The organism is Micromonospora sp. NPDC049081 (assembly GCF_040648835.1).
GTDB lineage: Bacteria > Actinomycetota > Actinomycetes > Mycobacteriales > Micromonosporaceae > Micromonospora > Micromonospora antibiotica.
This window is the reverse complement of the sequence record NZ_JBEZEK010000036.1, coordinates 1-23283: the sequence shown is the minus strand read 5'-3', so window position 1 is coordinate 23283 and position 23283 is coordinate 1. Positions and strand designations below refer to the sequence as shown.

The following is a 23283-nucleotide window of genomic DNA, read 5'->3' as shown; positions in this document are numbered from 1 at the left end:
GGCGTAGCGGCCGGTCAGCGGCCCGACGGCGGGTCCGCGTCCCGGGCCCGGGGGTGGGTCGTGGCGTACACCTCGCGCAGCCGTTGCACCGTGACCAACGTGTACACCTGGGTGGTGGTCACCGAGGCGTGGCCGAGCAGTTCCTGCACCACCCGCACGTCGGCGCCGCCGTCGAGCAGGTGGGTGGCGTAGGAGTGGCGCAGGGTGTGCGGGGAGACCGCGTGCGGTCCGTCCACCGGCAGCCCGGCCCGCCCGGCAGCGCGCCGCAGCACCGTCCACGCGCCCTGCCGGGTCAACGCCCCGCCCCGGGCGTTGACGAACACCGTCGGGGTGCCCCGACCGGCGGCGACCAGGCCCGGCCGGGCCCGCACCAGGTAGGCCCGCAGCGCCTCGACGGCGTACCCGCCGATCGGCACCAGCCGGGTCCGGCCGCCCTTGCCGCGCAGCATGGCGGTGCCCTCGTCGACGTCCAGGTCGTCGACGGCGGCACCGACCGCCTCGGAGATCCGCGCGCCGGTGCCGTACAGGAACTCCAGCAGCGCCCGGTCACGCAGCGCGAGGGCCGCCCCGTCGCCGGTGGCGGTGACCGGGCCGGCGGTCTCCAGCAGCCGGGCCACGTCGTCGACCGGCAGCGCCCGGGGCAACCGGCGGGCCGCGGGCGGCGGGCGGACGTCCCGGCTGGGGTCCGCCCCGGCCAACCCCTCCCGGACGGCGAAGCGGTGCAGCCCGCGCACGGCGGACGCGGCCCGCGCCGCCGAGGTCACCGCCAGCGGCGGGTGGTCGTCGTCGCCGGCGCGCAGCCGGGCCAGGTGCGCCTCGACCTGCCCGGTGCCGACCGACGCCAGGTCGGTCACCCCGGCGGCGGCCAGGGTGCCCAGGTAACGCTCCAGATCCCGACGGTACGAGGTGAGGGTGTTCGCCGACAGGCCGCGCTCCACGGTGAGGTGGTCGAGGTAGCCGCGCACCACCCGACGTAGGGCCGGCGCGGGTTCCGCACCCGCCCCGGCCCCGTCGGGTGCCGTCCCACGCACCCCTCGCCCGGCCGCGCGGGACACGCCGCCGGGTGCCGGGTCGTGCGGCTCCTCGGTCAGGCCAGCACCTCGGCCAGCGGGAGGGTGGCCATGCCGTGCGCCTCGGCGACCGGGCCGTAGACCACCTGACCGTCGTGGGTGTTCAGGCCCGACGCCAGGGCGGGGTCACGGCGCAGCGCGTCACGCCAGCCCCGGTCGGCCAACTCCAGGGCGTACGGCAGGGTGACGTTGGTCAGCGCGTACGTGCTGGTGTGCGGCACCGCGCCGGGCATGTTCGCCACGCAGTAGAAGATCGAGTCGTGCACCTGGTAGGTCGGTTCGGCGTGCGTGGTCGGGCGGGAGTCCTCGAAGCAGCCACCCTGGTCGATGGAGATGTCGACCAGCACGCTGCCCGGCTTCATCCGGGACACCAGCTCGTTGGAGATCAACGTGGGGGCCTTCGCGCCCGGGACGAGGACCGCGCCGATGACCAGGTCAGCGTCGAGCACCGCCCGCTCGATCTCGTACGCGTTGGAGGCGACCGTCTGCAGGTGACCCCGGTAGATGGCGTCGGCCTGCCGCAACCGGGCCACGTTCATGTCCAGCAGCAGCACCTCGGCCTGCAGGCCCAGCGCGATGGCGGCGGCGTGCATCCCGGACACGCCCGCGCCGATGACGACGGTCTTCGCCGCGTACACCCCGGACACGCCGCCCATCAGGATGCCCCGGCCACCGCCCTGCCGCTGGAGGTGGTACGCGCCGACCTGCGGGGCGAGCCGACCGGCCACCTCGGACATCGGGGCGAGCAGCGGCAGCGACCGGTCGGGCAGCTCGACGGTCTCGTACGCGATGCCGGTGACCTGCCGGTCGACCAGCGCGTCAGTGCACTCCTTGGAGGCGGCCAGGTGCAGGTAGGTGAAGAGCACCTGCCCGGCGCGCATCCGGTGGTACTCCTCGGCGATCGGTTCCTTGACCTTGAGCACCAGCTCGGCGGTGTCCCACACCTCGTCGGCCGTGCCGAGGATGGTGGCCCCGGCGGCGACGAACTCGTCGTCGGTGAGGCTGGAGCCGACACCGGCGCCGGCCTCGACGAAGACCTGGTGACCGTGACGGACGAACTCGTTGACGCCTGCCGGCGTGATCGCCACCCGGTACTCGTGGTTCTTGACCTCGCGGGGGATTCCGACCTTCACGTGAGACACCCTTCTCCGGGGTGCCGCACCCCGGACTGCGCGGTGCCCCGCCGGCTCCGTTGCCGACGCGGTTCACCGGTCCCGCCGGCGGCAGTCTAGGCGGGCCGTCCTCCTGCGACGGACGGCACAGTGCCAACCGGTGCCCGGTCCACCTGACGGTGTGTCAGGCATACCGCGCGGGCCTGCCGTTCGGCGTACCCCCCATCGTCGCACCGCGCGGCCCCGCCTGCCGGACGGGAACGCCGGCGGACGCACCGTGTCCCGTCGGCGCGACGCACCGCGCCGGTGGGGTGCACGCCCGCCGGCCGGCCCCCGCGCCGGACGGCGGCAGGGACGGCTGCAGCGACGGCGCAGGGGCCGCGCGGCGTACCGCGGCGGCCCCTGTCGGCGTACCGGATCAGCGGTGCAGGGGGGTGTCGGCGCGGCGCAGCACCGACCAGCCGGCGTCGCGGGCCCGGGCGGCGGCCAGCAGCCCGGCCACGCACGGCCCGTTGGTGACCTCCCCGGCCAGCACCATGCCGACCGCCTCGTCCAGGTCGATCCGGACGATCTGCAGGTCGGCCTCCTCGTCGTGCCGCTCGTGCCGCTGACCGACGGGCACCTCGGCCAGCTCCCGGGCGAGGAACACCCGGACCACCTCGTCGGAGAACCCGGGCGAGGTGTGCACGTCGACCAGCAGGTCCCACCGGGCGGCGGTCAGGTCGGCCTCCTCGGCCAACTCCCGGCCGGCGGCCACCGCGAGGTCCTCCCCCGCGACGTCCATCAGGCCGGCGGGCAGCTCCCACAGGTGCCGGCCGACCGGCTGCCGGTACTGCCGCACCAGCACCACCTGACCGGCGTCGTCGAGGGCGACCACGGCGACCGCGCCGACGTGCCGGGCGTAGTCGCGGGTGGCGGTGCCCCCACCGGGCATGGTCACCTCGTCGGTGACCACGGTGAAGATCCGGCCGGCGTACCGCTGCACCCGGGAACGCAGCTCGTAGCGGTGCTCGACGGCGCTCACGACGCGGACGACGCCGTCGCCGACGCGCCGTTGCGGGCCGCGTTCTTCGGCGTCGGCGCACCCTTCTTCGCCGCCTCGTTCTTCGCCGGCTCGCTCTTCGCCGCCCCGGCCACCGCGTCGAGGTCCACCGGCAACTGGTCGGCCTGCGAGTACGCCACGGCCGCCTTGACGAACCCGGCGAACAGCGGATGCGGGCGGGTCGGACGGCTCTTCAGCTCCGGGTGCGCCTGGGTGGCCACGAAGAACGGGTGCAGGCTGCGGTCCAACTCGACGAACTCGACCAGCCGGCCGTCCGGGGACGTGCCGGAGATGTGCAGGCCCGCCGTGGTGAGCTGGTCCCGGTAGGCGTTGTTGACCTCGTAGCGGTGCCGGTGCCGTTCGCTGATCTCGGTGGCGCCGTACGCCTCGGCGACGATCGACCCCTGCGCCAGCGTCGCCGGGTACGCCCCGAGCCGCATGGTGCCGCCCAGGTCACCCCGACCGGCGACGATGTCCTCCTGGTCGGCCATGGTGGCGATGACCGGGTGCTTGGCCTCCTCGTCGAATTCGAGGGAGTTCGCCGCGTCGAGGCCGGCCAGGTGACGGGCCACCTCGATGGTCATGCACTGCAGGCCGAGGCAGAGCCCGAGCAGCGGCACCCCGTTCTCCCGGGCGTACCGGGCGGTGCCGATCTTGCCTTCGATGCCGCGGACACCGAACCCGCCGGGGATGACGATGCCGTCCACGCCGGACAGGGCCGACGCCGCGCCGGCCGGGGTGACGCAGTCGTCGCTGGGCACCCAGCGCAGCTGCACCCGGGCCCGGTGGCCGAAGCCGGCGGCCCGGATCGCCTCACTGACCGACAGGTAGGCGTCGGGCAGGTCGACGTACTTGCCGACGACCGCCACGGTGACCGTGTGGTGCGGCTGGTGCACCCGCTCCAGCAGGTCGTCCCACCGGGTCCAGTCGACGTCGCGGAAGGACAGGCCGAGCCGGCGCACCACGTACGCGTCGAGCCCCTCGCGGTGCAGCACCTTGGGGATGTCGTAGATGCTCGGCGCGTCCGGGGCGGCGACGACCGCCTCGGCGTCCACGTCGCAGTAGAGGGAGAGCTTCTGCTTCAGTTTCTCCGGGATCTCCCGGTCGCAGCGCAGCACGATCGCGTCGGGCTGGATGCCGATGTTGCGCAGCTGCGCCACCGAGTGCTGGGTCGGTTTGGTCTTCAGCTCCCCCGACGGGGCCAGGTAGGGCACCAGCGACACGTGCAGGTAGAAGCAGTTGTCCCGGCCCAGGTCGTGCCGGACCTGCCGGATCGCCTCCAGGAACGGCAGCGACTCGATGTCGCCGACGGTGCCACCGACCTCGGTGATCACCACGTCGGGGATCTGGCCGTCGGCGTCCGGGTCGGCCATGCCGACGATCCGGGCCTTGATCTCGTTGGTGATGTGCGGGATGACCTGGACGGTGTCGCCGAGGTATTCGCCGCGCCGCTCCTTGGCGATCACGTCGGAGTAGATCTGGCCGGTGGTGACGTTGGCCTTGCCCGACAGGTCCCGGTCGAGGAAGCGCTCGTAGTGCCCGACGTCGAGGTCGGTCTCCGCGCCGTCCTCGGTGATGAAGACCTCACCGTGCTGGAACGGGTTCATCGTCCCCGGGTCGACGTTGAGGTAGGGGTCGAGCTTCTGCATCACCACCCGCAGCCCGCGTGCGGTGAGCAGATTGCCGAGGCTGGAGGCGGTGAGGCCCTTACCGAGCGAGGAGGCGACGCCCCCGGTGACGAAGATGTGCCGGGTCGTGCGTGCTGAAGGGGCCAAGGCCTGCTCCCGTGTCGTCCGTAGCGGTCATGCGAACCGCCGTGCCGATCAAGTGATCACGCGATCCACGGGATTCCACGGTAACACCTCCCCCGGGGCTACCTGGCGTCGCACCCGACCTCGGGCTATCCCGCCCCGGCGGCGGACCGGCCGACCGCCGCCGAGGTCCGGGCCGGACCCACCGCACCGGGGGTACGCGCCGTCGGCACCGTCGCCGCGTCCCGCCCCACCGGTCGGGTGCCGGAGGTGTCGTCCGGTGCGTCGGCGGCACCGTCGCGTGGACCGTCCGCCCCGGCACCGTCGGGCGGCGTCACCGCTGCGGTGGGCAGGTCCTTGCCGTCCCCCTCGCGGGCCGCCGCCTCCCCGCCGTCGTCGGGCCGCCCACCGTCGGGGGTGCCGCCGGTCGGGGCCGCACCGGGTGGGCCGTCCGGGCCAGGGTGACCCGTGCCGGGCAGGGTGCGGTCGGTCGAGTGGTCGAGCACCCGCAGCGAGGCCAACGCCGCCATCGGCACCACCAGCGCCGCCGCCGCCCCGGCCACGTCCAGCGCGGCACCCCCCAGCAGCCCGGCGATGACCGCCGCCAGGGCCGTACCGGCCAGCGCCGCCCGGATCGCCGGGTAGATGCCGAACAGCCGCATCAGCCCACCCCAGGGCTGGAGCAGCGCGAACCAGACCAGCAGCAGACCGACCACCGCCAGCACCGTCAACGGGCTGTTCACCAACGTCTGGAAGTTCGCCGTGCTCGACCGGTGCACGGTCAACCCGCCGGTGCCCTCACCCAGGGCGGTCAGGAACCGGCCCAACGCGCCCCGCTCCTCCACCGGCCGACGCAGGTCCACCACCGCGAAACCGATGGTCAACGCCAACCCGGCCATGGTGGCCCAGACCAGCCGGCTGACGGTCAGCCAGCCGCCGGTGCTGATCGCGGCGGCGACCGCCACCCCGGCGGTCAACGCGATCGCGCCGATGGAGTCCGCACCCAGGTAGGGGCTGCCGATCACCACCACGGCCGACCCGCCCACCGCGACCACCACCATCGGCCGCCACTGCCGGCGGACCCGCTGGGCGAGCCAACCGGCGCTGAGCAACGAACCGGCGAGGAACACCCCCAGGCCCACGGTGCCGAGGCCGGAGAACCGGCCGCCCTCCAGCGCGGAGTAGCCGACCACCCCGTTGAGCTGCAACCGGGCCCCGCTGAGCACGTCCGCGCCGACCACCAGGGTGGCCAGGCCGGCGACCGCGCCGAGCGGGCCGAGGGTGCGGTCGTGGCCGGGGGCGAACCGGACCAGGGCGGTGCCCCCGACGATCAACGCGACCGTCACCAGCGCGAAGTAGCCGCCGGCGTGGTCGCCCCGCCACCAGGGCACCGCGTCGGCGAGCAACGCCGCGGGCACCGCCAGGGCGACGGCGATCAGCAGCAACTCCACGGTCGCCACGATCCGGCGGGACACCGGCGGCGGGCTGTGCGGGCCGGCGAGACGGCGGGCCCGGCGCAGCAGCGGCAGCACCGCGACGGCCAGCACGACCTGGGCGGCGGCGAGCAGGGCGAAGAACCAGCCGGCCACGGCCCGCTGGGCGGCGGCCTCCCGGTCGGCGTCGGCCGGCGCGCTGATCGCGGCGGCCAGGTCGTCGGGGCGACCGTCGACCTTCACCGCGGGACGGCCGAGGAAGAGCCGCTCCGGCATCGGCCGGCCCAGCGCGACCAGCGCGGTCGGCGCCAGGTCGACCAGTTGCAGGTAACCCTCCCGGCCGGTGCTGGCGGAGGTGAGCCAGCCGTTCTCCCAGCCCGGGCCGTCGGCGACGACGACGTGCAGCCGGGCCGGCGTCTCGGTGTCGGACACCCCGGCGACCAGCACCAACGACCGTTGCGGCCGGGCGGCGAGCACCTTCGCCAACGCCTCGTCGGCACGCCGGGCGTCCGCCCGCCGGTCCGCCGGGTCGGTGCCGCTGACCGTGCCCAGGTCGACGATGCTCAGCACGCAGGAGCCGAGCAGCCCGGCCGGGTCGGCCGGCAGTCCCGGGGCGTACCGGTCGACGCGGCCGAAGGGACGGGCGGCGGCGACGGCGGCACCCGGGCCGACCGCCACCGAGCAGCGCACCGACTCCGACAGCGAACCGGGCACCGCGCCCCAGGGTTGCCGGTCGGCGTTGTAGGCGACCACGCTCTCCTGGTTGGGGAGGTTCGCGCCGATCCCGTCGGGCTGCTCGACGGTCACCGCGGCGGGCGGGCAGCCGCCGGGCTGCCGGCTGCCGTTCCAGCCGGCGTAGCTGCCCGCACCGAGGGTGAGCCAGCCGTCCACCGGGCAGGTCGGGCGGTGCGCGGAGCGGGTCGACAGCGAACCGATGGACCCCTGCTGGGCCATCCGCCACAGCGTCGGGGTGCTCTGCGGGTCGACGTCGGACCAGCGCAGCCCGGCCACCCCGGCGAGGACCACGAAGTCGGCGGTGCGTCGGGGTGAGCTGCTTTCGGGGCGGGCGGCCAACGCGGTGACGCCGAGCGCCACCACGATCAGGGTGAGCAGGACCGGGGTGAATCGGCGCAGCATCAGGCGCGTCCCGTCGAGGGGGTGTCGGTGCCGGGGACAGCCGACCCGGTGCGGCCGGGCCGACCGTCGGCGTCGAGTTCGGTGTAGAGGTCCCGCAGCGCGGCGACGGTGTCGGCCTCGGTGGGCCAGCCGGCCGCCCGGACGGCCCCCCGGTGGGCCAGGTCGGCGCGCAGGTCCGGGTCGTCCAGCAGCGACCGCACGGCGGCGTCCACCGCGTCGACGTCGCCGGCCGGGACCAGCAACGCGCCGTCGCCGACCAGCTCGGGCAGCCCACCGACGGCGGTCGCCACCAGTGGCACGCCGGCGCGCAGCGCCTCCTGGGCGAACAGTTGCCGCGCCTCCCAGTCGCTGGTCACCACCGCCAGGTCGGCTCCGGCGAGCAGGTCCGCCACGTCGGTACGGTGTCCGAGCAGGGTCACCGGGGCCCGGGCGGCGGAGATCCGGGCGGCCAGCGGCAGGTAGGCCGGGCCGCTGCCGGCGATCACCACCACCGGTGGCGGGATGCGGGTACGCCACCGCGCGGCGGCGTCGACGAGCACGTCGTAGCGTTTCTGCGGGTGCAGCCGGCCGACGGAGAGCACCAGCGGCTGCCCGGCGGTGACACCGAACTCGGCACGGACGGCGGCGCGACGACGACGCGGGGCGGGCAGGGCCGGCGCGGCGACCGGGGCGAGCCGGGCGTCGGTGGCGCCCAGCGCGGCGGCCCGCTCCACCAGGTCCGCCGAGGCCCCCAGGGCGACCCGGGCGGACCGCGCGACCACCCGTTCGGCGAGCCGGGACAACCGCCCGCGTAGCCCACCGGCGAGCACCGCGTTGTGCCAGGTGACCACGAGTGGTACGGCGGGCCGGGCGAGCGCCGCGACGAGCCCGGCGCGCAACCCGTGGGCGTGCACCACCCGGACGTCGGTGTCGGCCAGCGCCCGGCGCAGCGCGGTGACCGCCCGGGCGTCAGCGGGGGTCGGGTTGGCCGAGATCTCCACCGGGGTGAACCGGGCCCCGGTGGCGGCGAAGTCGAACTGCTCGCCGGTGGCGGCCGGGCCGCAGACCAGCACCGGCTGGCCGGCCTCGACGAGCCCCCGGGCCACCGAGCGGACGTGTTGACCCACCCCGCCGGTGCTGGAGGCGAGCAGCAGCACCACCGTGCCCCGGGGATCGGGGGCGGACGTCGCGTCGGTCATGGGGAGAGGGTCTCCTTCCCGTCACCGGCGTCGCGGGCGACGCCGTCCTGCGGGTCACCCGCCGGTCGCCGGCCACCCAGCCGACGTCGTACGCCGGTGAGCAGCGGCCCGACGTCCCGCCGGTCCACCAGCCAGGCGACGGCGAGGAACAGCACGCCGACCACGGCCCCGGACAGCATGCCCTGCACGAGTGCCCCGGCTGTCGTCGGGGTGCCGCCGCCGGCGAGCAGGCGGGCGGTGAGCAGACCGGCCGGGGCGGCCAGCAGCGCGGCCAGCAGGCCGGCGGTGGCGGCCCGACCGGCACCGGCGAGGGCGGCCCGACCGGCGGCCCGGGACACCGCGCCGACCAGCAGCGCCCCGAGGACCAGCATGCCGACGGAGTTCGCCAGGGTGACGGCCAGCACCCGGTCGGCGCGCGGCAGCAGCGCCGCGAGTGGCATGGCGACCAGGGGCACCAGCAGCCAGCCGGTGGTGATGGCGGCGGTGGCCACCCGGGTGGCCCCCCGGGCGTAGAGGGCCCTCGACAGCACCGCGAACAGGCCGTAGCCGACCAGTCCGGGGGCGAACCCGGCGATCGCGGCGGCGGTGGGTTCCGCGCCGAGCGGGAAGAACCGGCCGACCGGTTCGGCGGTGCCGACCAGGGCCGCCGCGCCGAGGAAGCTGAACAGCAGCACCCCCCGGGTGGTCGCGGCGACCGTGGTCCGGTAGCCCTGCTCGTCGCCGGTCGCGGCGGCGGCGGACAGGCCGGGGTACGCGGCGACCGCCAGTGGCACCGCGAGCACCGCCCAGGGCAGCAGGTACATGGTCTGGGCGAGGTTGTAGACCTGCGGGGATCCGGTGGGACCGCCGGAGACCCGGTTGAGGATGACCACCAGGGCGAGTTGTTGGGCGGTGACGGTGACCGCCCCGGCGACGGCGAGCCCACCGACCCGGGCCCGCGCGTCGGCGGGGAACGCGTAGCCGGGCCGCCAGGTCAGCCCGAGCCGACGCAGCGGGACCAGCAGCGACAGCGACAACACCACCACCCCGACGGTGGTGCCGCCGGAGAGGATCAACTCACCGGCCCGGCTGACCTGCGCGATGCTCGCGTCCCGGCCCTGGGTGACGCCGAAGACGACGTAGACCCCGACGACGGTGAGGCTGGACAGCAGCGGCGCGACGACCGGCCAGGCGAACCGGCGGTGCGCCTGGAGCACCCCGGTGAGCACGATGCCGATGCCGTAGAGCGGCAGTTGCGGGGCGAACACCCGCAGCATCCGCGCCCCGGCGGCCAGCTCCGCCGGGGACCGCCCGTCGGAGATCACCGCCACGATCGGGTCGGCGAACACCGCCACCAGCGCCGCCAACGGCACCAGCAGGGTCACCGTCCAGGTCAGCAACGCGCCGGTGGTGGCGGCCACCGTTCGCCGGTCACCCGCCGCGACCGGCCCCGCCAGCAGCGGTACGACCAGACTGGCCAGCGCCCCACCGGCGACGATCTCGAAGATGATGTTGGGGACGGTGTTGGCGATCACGTACATGCCGCCGAGGTCACTGTCCTGGACGACCCAGGTGAAAACGGCGGTACGGCCGAAGCCGGCGAGCCGGGCCAGCACGGTGAGCACGGCGATGAGTGCGGCGGCGCCGGCCACCCGACCGACGCCGGCGAGGGGTGCCGGTCTGGTCACGTCAGTCGGATCGCCGGCCCAGCGCGTCGAGTTCCCGCAGCACCGGCGTGCGCTGGATGACCGCCGTGAAGCTGACCTTCTCACTGGCCGCGGTGAGGCCGGCGAGGACCGCGAGCAGACCGGCCCGGCCCAGCGGCCCCGTCCGGGCGGCCAGGGCCACCCCGAGCAGCGCGCCGAGCGCGTTGGCTCCGCTGTCGCCGATCATCACCCGCTCACCGAGGTCCTCGTCGAGTAGCCCGGCGGCGGCGCCGACCGCACCGGCGGCGATCCCGGCGTGCGGGCCACCGGCCAGCGGCACACCGAGCAGCACCCCGGACTTCAACGCCCGGCCGGGACGCAGGTCCAGCAGGTTGAGCAGGTTGGCGGTGCCGGCGACCACGCCCGCACCGAGCAGCACGTCGGCGGTGCGGCCGAGTGCACCGTGACGCTGCCGGCGGGGGTGCGCGGCGACCTTCGGGTCGGCGGCGAGCAGCACGGCCGCGGCGAGCCCGGCCGCACCAACCCCGGCGACCTTGACCATGCCGGCGGTGACCCGGCCGGCCCGCAGTGCGGCGAGGTGACCGGCGAAACCCTTGGCGGCCTTCTGCTCCGGGCGGGCACCCACCACGTCGTCGTAGAGCCCGACGGCGCCCGCGCCGAGGCCGGCGACGAGCACCGCCGCGCCGGCCGGGACGCTGGCCGCGCCGAGCGCCCCCGCGCCGGACGCCCCGACGGCCAGCGCCGGTCCGGCGGCGAGACTGACGGTACGGCCCCGGAAGTTGGTCCGCTCCAGCGCCGGACCCGCCGGGGAGGTACGGGCCTCCCGCAGCGCGTACCGGGCGGCGGCGGCTCCGGCGGCGGCGGCGAGCAGCCGCCCGATCCCGCTCACGCGGCACCGCCGGACGGGGCGGACGGGTGGTAACCGGTCACCGGGGTACGTGGTTCGTTCACTGGGGCAGTCTAGGCACCAACGTGGCGTTGTCGCCGACGCCGTACTGACCGGCCCGCTTCTCGGTGAGCTGTTGGACCAGGGCCAGGCTGGTGACCAGCTGCCCCTGCACGGTGTTGGCGTTGTCGACGGTGGAGATGGTCTGGGCCAGCACCGGGTCGCCGCGTACGACAGCCACCAGGTTGCCCCCGGCGGAGCCGTTGCCGCCGACGACGATCGCCCCGGTGCGGTCGAACTGCTCGGCGACCTTCACCACCGACTCGTCCTTCTTGGCGGAGTCCTTGTCGACGTAGGGCTGCCCGCTGACCACCACCACGGCCTCGGCCGGCCCGGTGACCTTCTCCTCGCTGGTGAGGTACCCGGCGTTGGCGTACGCGGCCAGCACCGCCCGCCGGTCGGCGTCGGTGACCGGCGGGGTGCCCGGCGTCCGGTCGAGCAGGACGCTGGCCAGCAGGGCGCTGGAGGTCTCCACGCCGTTGCCGTTACCGGGCAGCGCCGAGGCGGGCGCGGTGGGGCGGGCGGCGGTGACGGCCAACTCCATCAGGTTGGTGTTGTTGTCCGGGTTGATGAACTTGTCCTGTACGTCGACCCGGCCGGTCACGGTGGCCCCGGCGGTCTGGAGCATCTTGAGCACACCCTCGGTGTGCTCCCGCCCGGTGGGCAGGCTGAGCACCATGACGCGCTTGCCGGTGAGCTTGCCGGGCAGGTAGAGCTGCGCCATCTCGGCGGCGAAGTCCTCCTCGAGGTCAAGCTCCTTCTGGAGGCTGTTGACCGACTGCCGCATCTGCTGGTTGTCCTTGCGCAGCGAGTTGACCGTCTCCTTGAGGGAATCGGCAACCGGGCCGTTGAGGGCGGCCGTACCGACCACCAGGCCGATCGCCAACGCCAGGAAGACCGCGGTCAGGGACACCACGTGGTACCGGAAGTTGATCACGCTTGCAGCCTCTTGATCGGTCGGGAGCTAGAAGAGCTGGCCGAGCTGGAACACGAAATTGTCCCACCACTCGGAGACCACGCCCAAATACGCCTTGCCGACGGTGGAGACCGCCACGGCGGACGCCATCGCGGCGATCGCCGAGAGGACCAGCAGCAGCAGGGACGAGCCGGAGATGCTCTGCCGGTAGAGCCGGCTCACGCCCTTGGCGTCGACCAGCTTGCCGCCGACCTTGAGCCGGGTGAGGAAGGTGGAGGCCATCCCGCCGCGCCCCTTGTCCAGGAACTCGACGAGCGTGGCGTGGGTGCCGACCGCGACCAGCAGCGAGGCACCCTTCTCGTCGGCCAGCAACATGGCGAGGTCCTCGCTGGTGGCGGCGGCCGGGAAGGTGATCGCCGGCACCCCGAGCCCGTTGACCCGGGCCAGACCGGGTGCCCGGCCGTCCGGGTAGGCGTGCACGATCACCTCGGCGCCGCAGCGCAACACGTCGTCGGTGACCGAGTCCATGTCCCCGATGATCATGTCGGGGGTGTACCCCGCCTCGACCAGCGCATCCGCCCCGCCGTCCACGCCAATCAACACCGGCTTGAACTCCCGGATGTACGGGCGCAGCACGTCCAGGTCGGCCTTGTAGTCGTACCCCCGCACCACGATCAGGCAGTGCCGACCCTGCACCGGGGTCTGGATCTCGGGTACGCCCACCCCGTCGAGCAGCAGGTCGCGTTCCTGGCGCAGGTAGTCCATGGTGTTGGCGGCGAACGCCTCCAGCTGCACCGACAGACCCTCGCGGGCGTCGGACATCGCCTTGGCGACCGTCTCGGCGTCCTGGAGGTCACCGTGCGCCACCGGCTCGTCGCCGACGAAGACGGTGTTGCCCTCGATCCGGACGGTGTCGCCCTCCCGCAGCCGCTCGAAGACCCCCTCACCGAGGTCGTCCAGGAGCAGGATGCCGGCCCCGATCAGCACCTCGGGGCCGAGGTTCGGGTACCGGCCGGAGACCGACGGCTTGGCGTTGAGCACCGCCGCGACGCCGACCGCGACCAGCGAGTCGGCCGCCACCCGGTCCAGGTCGACGTGGTCGATCACCGCAATGTCACCGGGGCGGAGCCGGCCGACCAGCCGTTTGGTACGGCGGTCCAGACGTGCGGTGCCGAGAACTGAGTCCGGTTCCGCGTTCCGGGTCCGGCGCAACGTGGGTAGACGCATCGTGACCATCCTGGCATGGGAGGCAGGCATTTCCGTTGCGACATGCCTGAGCAGGGCCGCCTACCCAGGGAAGCACACCGGAGCACAGGCCGGTGTGCCTCCGCTCACAATCGTTGCGGTCAGGGCCGTCTTTCCTTGGCCGCGACGGCCAGAAGCTCCTCGGCATGGGCGATACCCAGATCCGAATCCGGCAAACCCGCCAGCATCCGGGCCAGCTCCCGGGCCCGCTCGGTGTCCTCCACCACCCGCACCCCGCTGGTGGTCACCGCGCCCCCGGTGTCCTTCGCCACCACCAGGTGCCGGTCGGCGAACGCCGCCACCTGCGGCAGGTGCGTCACCACCAGCACCTGGTGACTACGCGCCAGCCGGGCCAACCGCCGACCGATCTCCACCGCCGCCTGCCCACCCACACCCGCATCGACCTCGTCGAACACCAACGTCGGCGGACCACCCGAACCGGCGAACACCACCTCGATGGCGAGCATCACCCGGGACAACTCACCGCCGGAGGCACCCCGCTGCAACGGCAGCGACGGCGCACCCGGGTGGGCCAGCAGCCGCAACTCCACCTCGTCCGCGCCGTCCGGGCCGACCCCGCACTCGACCCCGTTGACCGACAGCGTCGGCTCGGACCGGCCGGCCGGCCGGGGCAGCACCGCCACCTCGATCCGGGCGTGCGGCATCGCCAGCCCGGCCAGCTCCACGGTGACCTGCTCGGCGAACCGGACCGCCGCCTCCTGCCGGGAGGCTGACAACCGGCCCGCCAGCTCGGCCACCTCACCGGCGAGGCGCTGGGCCTCCCGGTCCAACTCGTCGAGCAGCTCGTCGGAGGTGTCCAGGTCGGCCAGCCGGGTCCGGGCCCGCTCGGCCCAGGCGATCACCCCGTCGACGTCGTCGGCGTACTTACGGGTCAACGCGCGCAACGCGGCCCGCCGCTCATAGATCGTCTGCAACCGGGCCGGATCGGCGTCCAACGCCGCCAGATAGGTCGACAACTCCGCCGAGACGTCCGCCACCAGGGTGGCCGCCTCCTCCAACCGCCCGGCCAGCTCACCCAGCGCCGGATCGGTGCCGGCCTGCGCCTCCAGGGTGCGCCGGGCCGTGCCCAGCAGCGCCGTGGCGTCCGGGGTGTCGTCGGCCGCCTCCACCCCGCCGGCCACGCACAGGTGCGCCAGCTGCGCCGCCGTCCGCAGCCCCTCGGCGTGCTCCAGCCGCTGCGCCTCGGCCTTCAGCTCGTCGTCCTCGCCGGGCTGCGGGTCGACCCGGGTGATCTCGTCGAGGCCCAGCCGCAGCAGATCGGCCTCCTGGTGCCGGGCCCGGGCGTTGCTGCGCCGGTCGGCCAGGTCGTCGACCACCTGCCGCCACCGCCCGTACGCCTCCCGCAGCGCGTCGACCAGCTTCTCGTGCCCGGGACCCGCGAACCGGTCCAGCGCGGCCCGCTGCTCGGCGGGGCGCAGCAGACGCAACTGGTCGGACTGACCGTGCACCGCCACCACCTGCTCGCCGACCTCGCCAAGCATCGACACCGGCATGCTCCGGCCACCCAGATGCGCCCGGGACCGACCCTCCACGGTGACCGTACGGCTCATCAGCAGCGAACCGTCGTCGTCGGGTCCACCACCGGCGTCGACGATCCGGGCGTGCACGACGTCGGCCACCCGACCGCCCAGCCGCAGCCGCCCCTCGACGGTCGCCCGACCCGGCGCGGCCCGCACCCGGCCCGCGTCGGCCCGACCGCCGAACAGCAGGCCGAGGCCGGTCACCACCATCGTCTTGCCGGCACCGGTCTCACCGGTGATGACGTTCATCCCGCCGGCCAGCGGCAGGGTGGTGTCCTCGATGACGCCCAGTCCGGTGATCCGCAGCTCTTCCAGCACAGCACCCGACAGTAGACGCGTGCTGGGACAGTTGACCAGCCGGCACGGCCCACCATCCGGGCCTGGGACGATCCGCTCTGCTGCCACCGGGGCAGCACCGCTGGTGGACGCCCCGGGCGGCACCGGTGGCACGCCAAGGGTGGCCACGAACACTCCCGTTGTCGCCGGCCGCCGGTCCCGGCTACTCCGGGCACCCAGGGCGATCCCCCGCCCGGGGCCGCCGCAGGATCAGCGGCGGCTGCCCCGCCAGCCCTGCACCGGCAGGTCGAACTTGGCCACCAGCCGGTCGGTGAACGGCCGGTCCCGCAACCGCACCACCCGCACCGGCAGCGCGCCCCGACGCACCGTCACCGTCGCCCCCGGCGGCAGGTCGTAGACCCGCCGACCGTCGCAGCACAGCACCGCCAGGGTGGTGAACGGGTCGACCGTGATGACGAACGTGGAGGTGGGCGCGGTCACCAGCGGACGGCTGAACAACGCGTGCGCGCTGATCGGCACCAGCAGCAGCGCCTCCACCTCGGGCCAGACCACCGGCCCGCCCCCGGAGAACGCGTACGCGGTGGAGCCGGTGGGGGTGGCGCAGACCACACCGTCGCAGCCGTAGCGCGACAGCGGCCGACCGTCCACGTCGACCAGCAGCTCCAGCATCTGGGCGCGCTCGCCCTTTTCCACGCTGATCTCGTTGAGCGCCCACGACTCGATGGTCGGGCCACCGTCGAACTCGGCGGTCACATCGAGGGTGAGGCGTTCGTCCACCGTGTAGTTTCGCTCGACCACGTCCCGTACCGCCGTGTCGAGGTCGTCGATCTCCGCCTCGGCGAGGAAACCCACCTTGCCCAGGTTGATGCCGAGCAGCGGCACCTTCGTCGGGCGGGCCAGCTCGGCGGCGCGCAGGAAGGTGCCGTCACCGCCGAGCGCGAAGACGATCTCGGCACCCTCGGCCGCCCGCTGACCGGCCATCGGCACCACCCCGGGCAGGTCGAGATCCTCGGCCTCCTCGGCCACCACCCGCACCTCGAAACCGGCCGCGATCAGGTCGGCGGCGACCGCCCGGGCGTGCTCGGTGCTCCGGCGACGCCCGGTGTGCGTCACCAGCAGCGCGGTCCGGCTCACCGACGCCACCGCCCGTCGGGCACCCGAAGGGCCCCGCCATCGCTGAGGTCCACCGGACCCGCCTCCCGTCCACCCTCGCGGGACACCGTCCCGACGTCGCACACCACGCTCACCCTGCCACCTTCCCCGAAACCGGGTCCGGCCCGGGGCCGGTCGGCCCGGCGGCCACCACGGCGTGCACCCGCTCGGCGTCGGCCGGCGGGGCGTCCCGGCGTAACCACACGAAGAACTCGACGTTGCCGCTCGGACCCGGCAGCGGGCTGGCCGCCACGTCCGCCAGCCCCAGTCCCAGTCCGGCGGCGGTCGCCGCCACGGCCAGCACCGCCTCGGCCCGCAACGCCGGATCCCGCACCACACCCCCGGCGCCGACCCGCTCCTTGCCCACCTCGAACTGCGGCTTGACCATCAGCGCCAGGTCACCGTCGCTCCTGGTGCAGCCGGCCAGCGCCGGCAGCACCAGGCGCAGGGAGATGAACGACAGGTCGGCCACGGTGAGGTCCACCGCCCCACCGATCACCTCCGGGGTGAGGGTCCGCACGTTGGTGCGGTCCAGCACCCGGACCCGTTCGTGGGTACGCAGCGCCCAGGCGAGCTGCCCGTAGCCGACGTCCACGGCGACGACCTCCGCCGCGTCGGCCCGCAGCAGCACGTCGGTGAACCCGCCGGTCGACGCTCCGGCGTCCAGGCAGCGCCGGCCGGCCACCCGCAGCCCGGCGGGACCGAAGGCGGCGAGCGCGCCGGCCAGCTTGTGACCGCCCCGGGAGACGTACTCGTCGGCCGGGTCCGCGCCGGTGACCAGCAGCGGATCGGCCGGATCGACCATCGCGGCGGCCTTGCGGGCGGGCACCCCGCGCAGCTGGACCCGACCGGCCTCGATCAACGCCCCGGCCTGCTCCCGGGACCGGGCCAGGCCGCGACGGACGAGTTCGGCGTCGAGCCGGGTACGACGTGCCATGGGGTGGTTCTCTCCGGTCCGCTCAGGCCTGGTCGATGGTGGCGAGGGTCTCCCGCAACGTCTGGTACGCCGCCTCGTACTGGGCGATCTGGTCGGCCGGGGGCAGCCCCTCGGCGTTGGCCATCGCCTGGACGGCGGCGTCGACGGCGGGATGCCGGGCGTCGTCGACATCATCGTCGAAGCCGACGCCCACCGACGGACCGGGGCGGGCCGTGGGCGCGGGACCCGGACGACCGCCCAGCGGCGGGCCGGGCCTACCCGCCGGGGGCGGGGCGGGCCTACCACCCGGGGGTGAGGCGGGCCTACCAGACGGGGGTGAGGCGGGCCTACCAGCCGGGGGTGGGCCGGGGCGGAACGGGCCGGTCACGACCGGCTGCCGGTGGGGCTGGTCACGCGGCACCACCGGTGTCTCGTCGGCCGGGGCTGGTCTTCTTGACCGGTCGGGGCGGCGGTGCGCCGTCGTCGGCACCGCCCGGCCCGGCGGAGCCTTCCGGCGGACCCGCCTTCCGCACGGCCTTCTTCGCCACGGCCTTCTTGGCCACCGCCTTCTTCGCCACGGCCTTCTGCGCCGTGGCCCCGGTCGCCGGGTCGTCGGCGGCCGACGGGCCGGACGTCGTCGGCACGGCGGGGGCAGCCGACGGGACAGTCGTGTCCGGCACGGCGGTGTCGACCGGCGGGACAGTGGTGTCCGGCGGGACAGTGGTGTCCGGCGCGGCGGTGGCAGCCGACGGGGCGGTCGTTTCCGGGGCGGCCGGACCGGTCGGCGGGGTGCCCGGTCCGCTCTTCGCCTCACGTAGCTGCCGTTCCAGCTCGTGCACCCGGCGGGTCAGTTCGGCGACCTCGTCGGCGGTGGCCAACCCCACCGCACCGAGTGCCCGGTCGACCTCGAACCGGACCAGTTTCGTCAGCGCCTCCCGGTTGGCCGCCCCGGTGGCGGTGATTTCCTCGGCGAGCGACTGGAGTTGCCCGGCGGTCGCGCCGCCCGTCCCGACCAGCCGCCGGGCGGCGTCCTGGGCCCTCTTCCGGGGCGCTTCCGTCAGGCCCAGGGCCAGCTCCAGGTAGGCGCGCCACGCGTCCTGCATGACTGAGTCCTTCCGTGGGGGCAGTGTGCGGCCCTCACGCTACCGGGCGCCCCGGGTCGCCCATTGCGGTACGGTGCCGGAAACGGCGTGGCGGGTGTGAGGGAGACGATGTGGCCACCGTGGACGAGTGCCGTCAGGCGCTGCGGGATCTTGCCGACCGCCTGGACCGGCACGCCGACGTGTCCAACAAGATCGATCTGGATCGCACCCTGGCCTGCCGGATCACCGACCTGGAGACCGCTTTCCATGGTCGGATCGCCGGTGGCCGGTTGCTCGATCTCACCGACGGCGACGACCCCAAGGCAAAGATCGCCCTGGTCACCAGCAGCGACGACCTGGTCGCCCTGGTGCACGGCCAGCTCGACGTCACCAAGGCGGTCGCCGCCCGACGGATCTCCATCAAGGCCAGCCCGTTCGACCTGCTGAAGCTACGCAAGCTGCTCTGAGCGGGCGGCACCACCCGCTGTCGGGTCGGTGCCGCCCCGGGCCCCGCTGTTCAGCCGGCCGAGCTGGCGGCTAGGTGGCCGGAGCTGGCGGAGCTGTCCACAGATGGCCGGCCGGAGCCGGGCCCGGGTGACCGGGCTGGCCCCGGCTCGGCCGGCCGGCAGGCCGGCCGGCTTACTGGCTCAGGGAGCCGGTCAGGTGGCCAGTCCGAAGCCGGCCAGCACCTGCTCCGCCTCCGGCGAGGCCGGTCGGACGTCCGCACCGGTGCCCGCCGCCCAGGCGACCGCGCAGAGCGCGGCCAGCGCGTCGAGCGGCCGTCCGGCACCCCGCAACTCCACCGCCCCGTCCACCGCCGTGGCCGACCATCCACCGGTCTGCGGCGCACCGGGAACCCGGACCACCGCCGCCGGGTCGAAGAGCCCGGCCAGGTCCACCGCCACATGGGTCGGCCGCCGTTGTTCGGCAGCCGCCAACAGCTCGGGTACGTCGCTGACGCCGGTCAGCACCAGCAGGCTGTCCAACCCGGCCCGGCGGGCACCCTCGATGTCGGTGTCGAGCCGGTCGCCGACCACCAGTGACCGGCCGGTGCCGGCCCGTCGGGCGGCGGTGGCGAACAGTGCCGGCTCCGGCTTGCCGACCACCACGTCCGGTGCCCGGTCGAGGGCGTGCCGCAGGGCCGCCACCAACGAGCCGTTGCCGGGCAACGGGCCACGTCCGCTCGGCAACGTCCGGTCGGTGTTGGTGGCCACCCAGGTCGCCCCGGCCCGGATCGCCACCGACGCCTCGGCGAGGTCCACCCAGCCCACCTGCGGGCCGTACCCCTGGACGACGGCGACCGGCGCGGCGTCGGCGCGGTCGACGGGGGTGAGCCCGACGGCGCGGATCTCGGCACGCAGCGCCTCGGCCCCGACGACGAGCACCGCGGCACCGGCGGGAAGGCGGTCCCGCAGCACCTCGGCGGCGGCCCCAGCCGAGGTGAGCACCTCCGCCGGATCGGCCGGTACGCCCATCCCCGTGAGCAGGTCGGCGACCTCGCTGGAACGGCGTGAGGCGTTGTTCGTGGCGAACGCCACCGACCGGCCCTCGGCCCGCAACGCGCCGAGGGCCTCGACCGCGCCGGGGATCGGCCGGTCGATCAGGTAGATCACTCCGTCCAGGTCGAACACGACCAGGGCGTACCCGTCGACAAGCCGGCCCCCGGCGACCTCGGTCATCGCTGGTCCGTCTCCGCGTCGCGCCCGTCCACCGGCCGGCCCTCGACCGGGGTCGGCGCGTCGTCGACCTGACCGGCCGCACCCGCACCGGGGTCGAGTCGGGTGGCCGTGGCACCCGAGGGACTGTCGTCGGCGTCGTCGCCCGCGACACCGGCGTGGGCGGCCGGCTCGTCGTCGCGCCGGCTCCGCTCGGCGCTCTCGCCACCCCGGTCGTTGTCACCGGTACGATCCTCGGCGCGCTCGCGGTCGTCGTGACCGTCGCGGACCTCGTCGTCCAGGTCCGCCTCCCCGTCGGGGCCGTCCTCGGCGACATCGGCTTCCTCGTCGAAGTCGTCCTCGTCGTCGAAGTCGTCCTCGTCGTCGCGGTCGCCTTCGGCGCGGTCGTCGGGGGTGGTGTCCGCCCCGGCCGGCAGCGTGCTGGCCTCGGCGGCCGGTTCCTCGACCGGCTCGTCGTCCTCGTCGTCGCCCTCGATCACGACGCCGTCGAGTTCCAGCAGCCGCTCCGGGGCATCGGTCTCACCGTCGGCGTCCACGTCGGCGGCCCGCGAGAACCACTCCCGGGCCTCCTCGCGCCGACCCACCGCGAGCAGTGCGTCGGCGTAGGCGTAGCGCAACCGGGCGGTCCACGGCTCGGCGACCTCGGTGGTCAGCTCCGGGACCTGGAGCATCGCCACCGCGGCGTCCTTCTGCCCCAGGTCGGCGCGGGCCCCACCGGCAACGATCAGCAGTTCGACCGCGACGGCCTTGTCGAGCTTGGCGCTGTCGGCCCCCCGGAACAGATCGATCGCGCGTTCCGGTCGACCCAGGGCGCGCTCACAGTCCGCGAGCACCGCCAGGTGGCTCTGCAACCCGGTCATCCGGTGGTAGGTGCGCAGCTCGGCGATCGCCGTCTGCCACTCCCCCGCGTGGTACGCGGCCAGCCCGACCGCCTCACGGACGGCCGAGATCCGGGACGCCAACCGCCGGGCGGCCATCGCGTGCGCGAGCGCCTCCGTCGGGTCCTCGTCGATCAGTTGACCGGTGGCGACCAGATGCCGCGCGACGGTCTCCGCAACCGGCTTGTTCAGCGAGAGGAGTTCGGCACGAACGGCCGTGTCGAGGTCGCTCGCGACGATCTCGTCCGGCAGTGCCGGCGCAGCCGGACGGGCGTCGGCCTCGTCCCGGCGGTCCCGGTCGGCGCCGAACCCGCCCTCGCGGCGGTCCTCGCCACCGCGCTGGTCGTCGCGGCGCGGCCGGTCGTGGTCACGCTCGCCGCCACGGAAACCGCCTTCACGACGGTCACCGCCACCGAAGCCACCCTCGCGCCGGTCACCGCCACGGAAGCCACCCTCGCGGGAGTCGCCGTCCCGACGGAACCCGCCAGGGCGGGAGTCACCCTCGCGGGGGCCGGAACGGAAACCACCCTCACGACGGTCACCACCCTGGAAGCCGCTTCCACCCCGGCTGCCACCGAAGCCACCCTCACGACGGTCACCGCCCCGGAAACCACCCTCACGGCGGTCACCGCCCCGGAAACCACCCTCACGGCGGTCACCGCCGAAGCCACCGGGCCGACGCTCGCCCCCCGCAGCGCCCTCGCGTCGATCTCCACCGCGGAAACCACCCTCGCGGGAGTCACCGCCCCGGAAACCACCCTCGCGCGGGCCGGACCGGAAACCACCACGGTCCCCACCACGCGAATCATCACGACGATCCCCACCCCGGAAACCACCGGGACGGGAATCACCATCACGCGAACCGGAACGGAAACCACCCTCACGACGGTCCCCACCGAAGCCACCCTCACGACGGTCACCGCCACGGAAACCACCCTCGCGGGAGTCACCGCCCCGGAAACCACCCTCACGCGGGCCGGACCGGAAACCACCACGGTCCCCACCACGCGAATCATCACGACGGTCACCGCCTCGGAAGCCACCGTCGCGGGAGTCACCACCGGGCCGACGGTCACCGCCTCGGAAACCGCCCTCGCGGGAGTCGCCGTCCCGACGGAAACCACCGGGACGGGAATCACCGTCGCGGGAGTCACCGCCACGGAAGCCGCCCTCACGCGGACCGGAACGGAAACCACCACGGTCCCCACCACGCGAATCATCACGACGATCCCCACCCCGGAAACCACCGGGACGGGAATCACCATCACGCGGACCGGAACGGAAACCACCCTCACGACGGTCCCCACCGAAGCCACCCTCACGACGGTCACCGCCACGGAAGCCACCCTCGCGGGAGTCACCGCCACGGAAGCCGCCCTCACGCGGACCGGACCGGAAACCACCCTCGCGGCGATCGCCACCGCCGAAACCACCGGGCCGACGCTCACCGCCGGCGGCACCCTCGCGACGCTCGCCACCCCGGAAACCACCGTCACGACGGTCCCCACCTTGGAAGCCACCCTCGCGACGGTCCCCACCGCGGAAACCACCCTCGCGGGAGTCACCGCCACGGAAGCCGCCCTCACGCGGACCGGAACGGAAACCACCACGGTCCCCACCACGCGAATCATCACGACGATCCCCACCCCGGAAACCACCGGGACGGGAATCACCATCACGCGGACCGGAACGGAAACCACCCTCACGACGGTCCCCACCGAAGCCACCCTCACGACGGTCACCGCCACGGAAACCACCCTCGCGGGAGTCACCGCCGTTGCGCGGGGCGTCGCCATCGCGTCGGAATCCACCGTCGCGTCGGTCGCCGGAACGGAAGCCGCCGTCGCGCGAATCCCCACCGGAACGGAAACCGCCGGGCCGGGAGTCACCGGTACGGGGGCCCGAACGGAAACCGTCCTCGCGCCGGTCGCCGCCCCGAGGTCCCCCCCGCGAGGCACCGCGGTCGTCGCGGTCTCCCCGGTATGGGGGACGGTCGTCCCGCCGAGGGCCGGCGTCACGCCCCTGGGGCCGGTCGGAGCGATCTTCATATTGGCGCGGACGGTCTCCGCCCTGCGGTCCTGAACTCACAGGTAAATCCTTCCTGATTGCGCCACCGACGGCGCGACGCAGTCGAGGGCCGACCCGGATGGGGCGGCCCTCGACTGAAAGGTTGTCCGGCGGTGTCCTACTCTCCCACACCCTCCCGAGTGCAGTACCATCGGCGCTGGAGGGCTTAGCTTCCGGGTTCGGAATGTAACCGGGCGT

Annotated in this window: 19 protein-coding genes and 1 rRNA gene; 2 read left to right on the top strand and 18 right to left on the bottom strand. The window is 74.4% G+C overall.

What is annotated here, in order from left to right:
- Positions 1 to 14: 14 nt before the first annotated feature.
- From AB0B63_RS30330 to AB0B63_RS30260, 15 genes are all read right to left on the bottom strand, one after another.
- Positions 15 to 1031, bottom strand: a complete 1017-nt coding sequence (locus AB0B63_RS30330) for a site-specific tyrosine recombinase XerD (RefSeq protein ID WP_357024977.1) — start codon at positions 1029 to 1031, stop codon at positions 15 to 17.
- Positions 1032 to 1087: 56 nt separating this feature from the next.
- Positions 1088 to 2203 (bottom strand): alanine dehydrogenase, encoded by a 1116-nt coding sequence (gene ald, locus AB0B63_RS30325; RefSeq protein ID WP_357024974.1) that lies wholly within the window; start codon positions 2201 to 2203, stop codon positions 1088 to 1090.
- Between the two features lie 397 nt (positions 2204 to 2600).
- A complete protein-coding gene (locus AB0B63_RS30320) occupies positions 2601 to 3206 on the bottom strand; it encodes an NUDIX hydrolase (RefSeq protein ID WP_208566867.1) in 606 nt (201 codons plus the stop codon).
- Complete coding sequence (locus AB0B63_RS30315) at positions 3203 to 4999, bottom strand: CTP synthase (protein ID WP_357024971.1); 1797 nt, start codon at positions 4997 to 4999, stop codon at positions 3203 to 3205. The genes AB0B63_RS30320 and AB0B63_RS30315 overlap by 4 nt, the downstream gene beginning before the upstream one ends.
- A gap of 125 nt (positions 5000 to 5124) precedes the next feature.
- Positions 5125 to 7545 carry a hypothetical protein gene (locus AB0B63_RS30310; RefSeq protein ID WP_357024968.1) on the bottom strand — a complete coding sequence of 807 codons (2421 nt, stop codon included), beginning with the start codon at positions 7543 to 7545 and terminating at the stop codon, positions 5125 to 5127.
- Positions 7545 to 8723 (bottom strand): glycosyltransferase family 4 protein, encoded by a 1179-nt coding sequence (locus tag AB0B63_RS30305; protein WP_357024966.1) that lies wholly within the window; start codon positions 8721 to 8723, stop codon positions 7545 to 7547. Before AB0B63_RS30305 ends, AB0B63_RS30310 begins: the two co-directional genes overlap by 1 nt.
- Positions 8720 to 10390 carry a lipid II flippase MurJ gene (locus tag AB0B63_RS30300; protein WP_357024963.1) on the bottom strand — a complete coding sequence of 557 codons (1671 nt, stop codon included), beginning with the start codon at positions 10388 to 10390 and terminating at the stop codon, positions 8720 to 8722. The genes AB0B63_RS30305 and AB0B63_RS30300 overlap by 4 nt, the downstream gene beginning before the upstream one ends.
- Position 10391: 1 nt before the next feature.
- Positions 10392 to 11258, bottom strand: coding sequence for a hypothetical protein (locus AB0B63_RS30295; protein ID WP_204962036.1), 867 nt, complete (start codon positions 11256 to 11258; stop codon positions 10392 to 10394).
- Between the two features lie 58 nt (positions 11259 to 11316).
- Positions 11317 to 12252, bottom strand: coding sequence for a copper transporter (locus AB0B63_RS30290; protein WP_208566863.1), 936 nt, complete (start codon positions 12250 to 12252; stop codon positions 11317 to 11319).
- 27 nt (positions 12253 to 12279) lie between these two features.
- The gene (gene steA / locus AB0B63_RS30285; RefSeq protein ID WP_208566862.1) at positions 12280 to 13458 is read right to left on the bottom strand and encodes a putative cytokinetic ring protein SteA; all 1179 of its coding nucleotides are present in this window, start codon (positions 13456 to 13458) and stop codon (positions 12280 to 12282) included.
- A 119-nt stretch (positions 13459 to 13577) separates the two neighbouring features.
- Positions 13578 to 15335 (bottom strand): DNA repair protein RecN, encoded by a 1758-nt coding sequence (recN, locus tag AB0B63_RS30280; protein ID WP_208566861.1) that lies wholly within the window; start codon positions 15333 to 15335, stop codon positions 13578 to 13580.
- A 228-nt stretch (positions 15336 to 15563) separates the two neighbouring features.
- A complete protein-coding gene (locus AB0B63_RS30275; RefSeq protein WP_208566860.1) occupies positions 15564 to 16448 on the bottom strand; it encodes an NAD kinase in 885 nt (294 codons plus the stop codon).
- A gap of 109 nt (positions 16449 to 16557) precedes the next feature.
- Positions 16558 to 17403: a TlyA family RNA methyltransferase gene (locus AB0B63_RS30270; RefSeq protein WP_208566859.1), complete on the bottom strand. Its 846-nt coding sequence runs from the start codon at positions 17401 to 17403 to the stop codon at positions 16558 to 16560.
- Between the two features lie 22 nt (positions 17404 to 17425).
- Positions 17426 to 17596, bottom strand: a complete 171-nt coding sequence (locus tag AB0B63_RS30265; RefSeq protein ID WP_357024957.1) for a hypothetical protein — start codon at positions 17594 to 17596, stop codon at positions 17426 to 17428.
- Positions 17597 to 17792: 196 nt separating this feature from the next.
- On the bottom strand, positions 17793 to 18485 hold the full coding sequence (locus tag AB0B63_RS30260) for a hypothetical protein (protein WP_357024954.1): 693 nt from the start codon (positions 18483 to 18485) through the stop codon (positions 17793 to 17795).
- A gap of 110 nt (positions 18486 to 18595) precedes the next feature.
- Here AB0B63_RS30260 and AB0B63_RS30255 point away from each other — a divergent pair, with 110 nt between their 5' ends.
- Complete coding sequence (locus tag AB0B63_RS30255) at positions 18596 to 18931, top strand: SCP2 sterol-binding domain-containing protein (RefSeq protein WP_208566856.1); 336 nt, start codon at positions 18596 to 18598, stop codon at positions 18929 to 18931.
- 192 nt (positions 18932 to 19123) lie between these two features.
- On the opposite strand, the gene AB0B63_RS30250 is transcribed toward AB0B63_RS30255, so the two are convergent.
- On the bottom strand, positions 19124 to 20143 hold the full coding sequence (locus AB0B63_RS30250; RefSeq protein ID WP_357024951.1) for an HAD-IIA family hydrolase: 1020 nt from the start codon (positions 20141 to 20143) through the stop codon (positions 19124 to 19126).
- A complete protein-coding gene (locus tag AB0B63_RS30245) occupies positions 20140 to 21117 on the bottom strand; it encodes a Replicase polyprotein 1ab (RefSeq protein ID WP_357024948.1) in 978 nt (325 codons plus the stop codon). Before AB0B63_RS30245 ends, AB0B63_RS30250 begins: the two co-directional genes overlap by 4 nt.
- A gap of 39 nt (positions 21118 to 21156) precedes the next feature.
- Here AB0B63_RS30245 and AB0B63_RS30240 point away from each other — a divergent pair, with 39 nt between their 5' ends.
- On the top strand, positions 21157 to 23100 hold the full coding sequence (locus AB0B63_RS30240; RefSeq protein ID WP_357024945.1) for a hypothetical protein: 1944 nt from the start codon (positions 21157 to 21159) through the stop codon (positions 23098 to 23100).
- A 90-nt stretch (positions 23101 to 23190) separates the two neighbouring features.
- On the opposite strand, the gene rrf is transcribed toward AB0B63_RS30240, so the two are convergent.
- Positions 23191 to 23283 (bottom strand): 5S ribosomal RNA (rrf, locus tag AB0B63_RS30235); the annotation flags it as partial.

Bases quoted from the DNA above. Each gene is read 5' to 3' on its own strand.
- AB0B63_RS30310 (WP_357024968.1), bottom strand. From the start codon at position 7,545: ATGCTGCGCCGATTCACCCCGGTCCTGCTCACCCTGATCGTGGTGGCG.
- AB0B63_RS30305 (WP_357024966.1), bottom strand. From the start codon at position 8,723: ATGACCGACGCGACGTCCGCCCCCGATCCCCGGGGCACGGTGGTGCTG.
- steA (WP_208566862.1), bottom strand. From the start codon at position 13,458: ATGCGTCTACCCACGTTGCGCCGGACCCGGAACGCGGAACCGGACTCA.
- AB0B63_RS30270 (WP_208566859.1), bottom strand. From the start codon at position 17,403: ATGGCACGTCGTACCCGGCTCGACGCCGAACTCGTCCGTCGCGGCCTG.
- AB0B63_RS30260 (WP_357024954.1), bottom strand. From the start codon at position 18,485: ATGCAGGACGCGTGGCGCGCCTACCTGGAGCTGGCCCTGGGCCTGACG.
- AB0B63_RS30250 (WP_357024951.1), bottom strand. From the start codon at position 20,143: ATGACCGAGGTCGCCGGGGGCCGGCTTGTCGACGGGTACGCCCTGGTC.
- AB0B63_RS30245 (WP_357024948.1), bottom strand. From the start codon at position 21,117: ATGGCCGCCCGGCGGTTGGCGTCCCGGATCTCGGCCGTCCGTGAGGCG.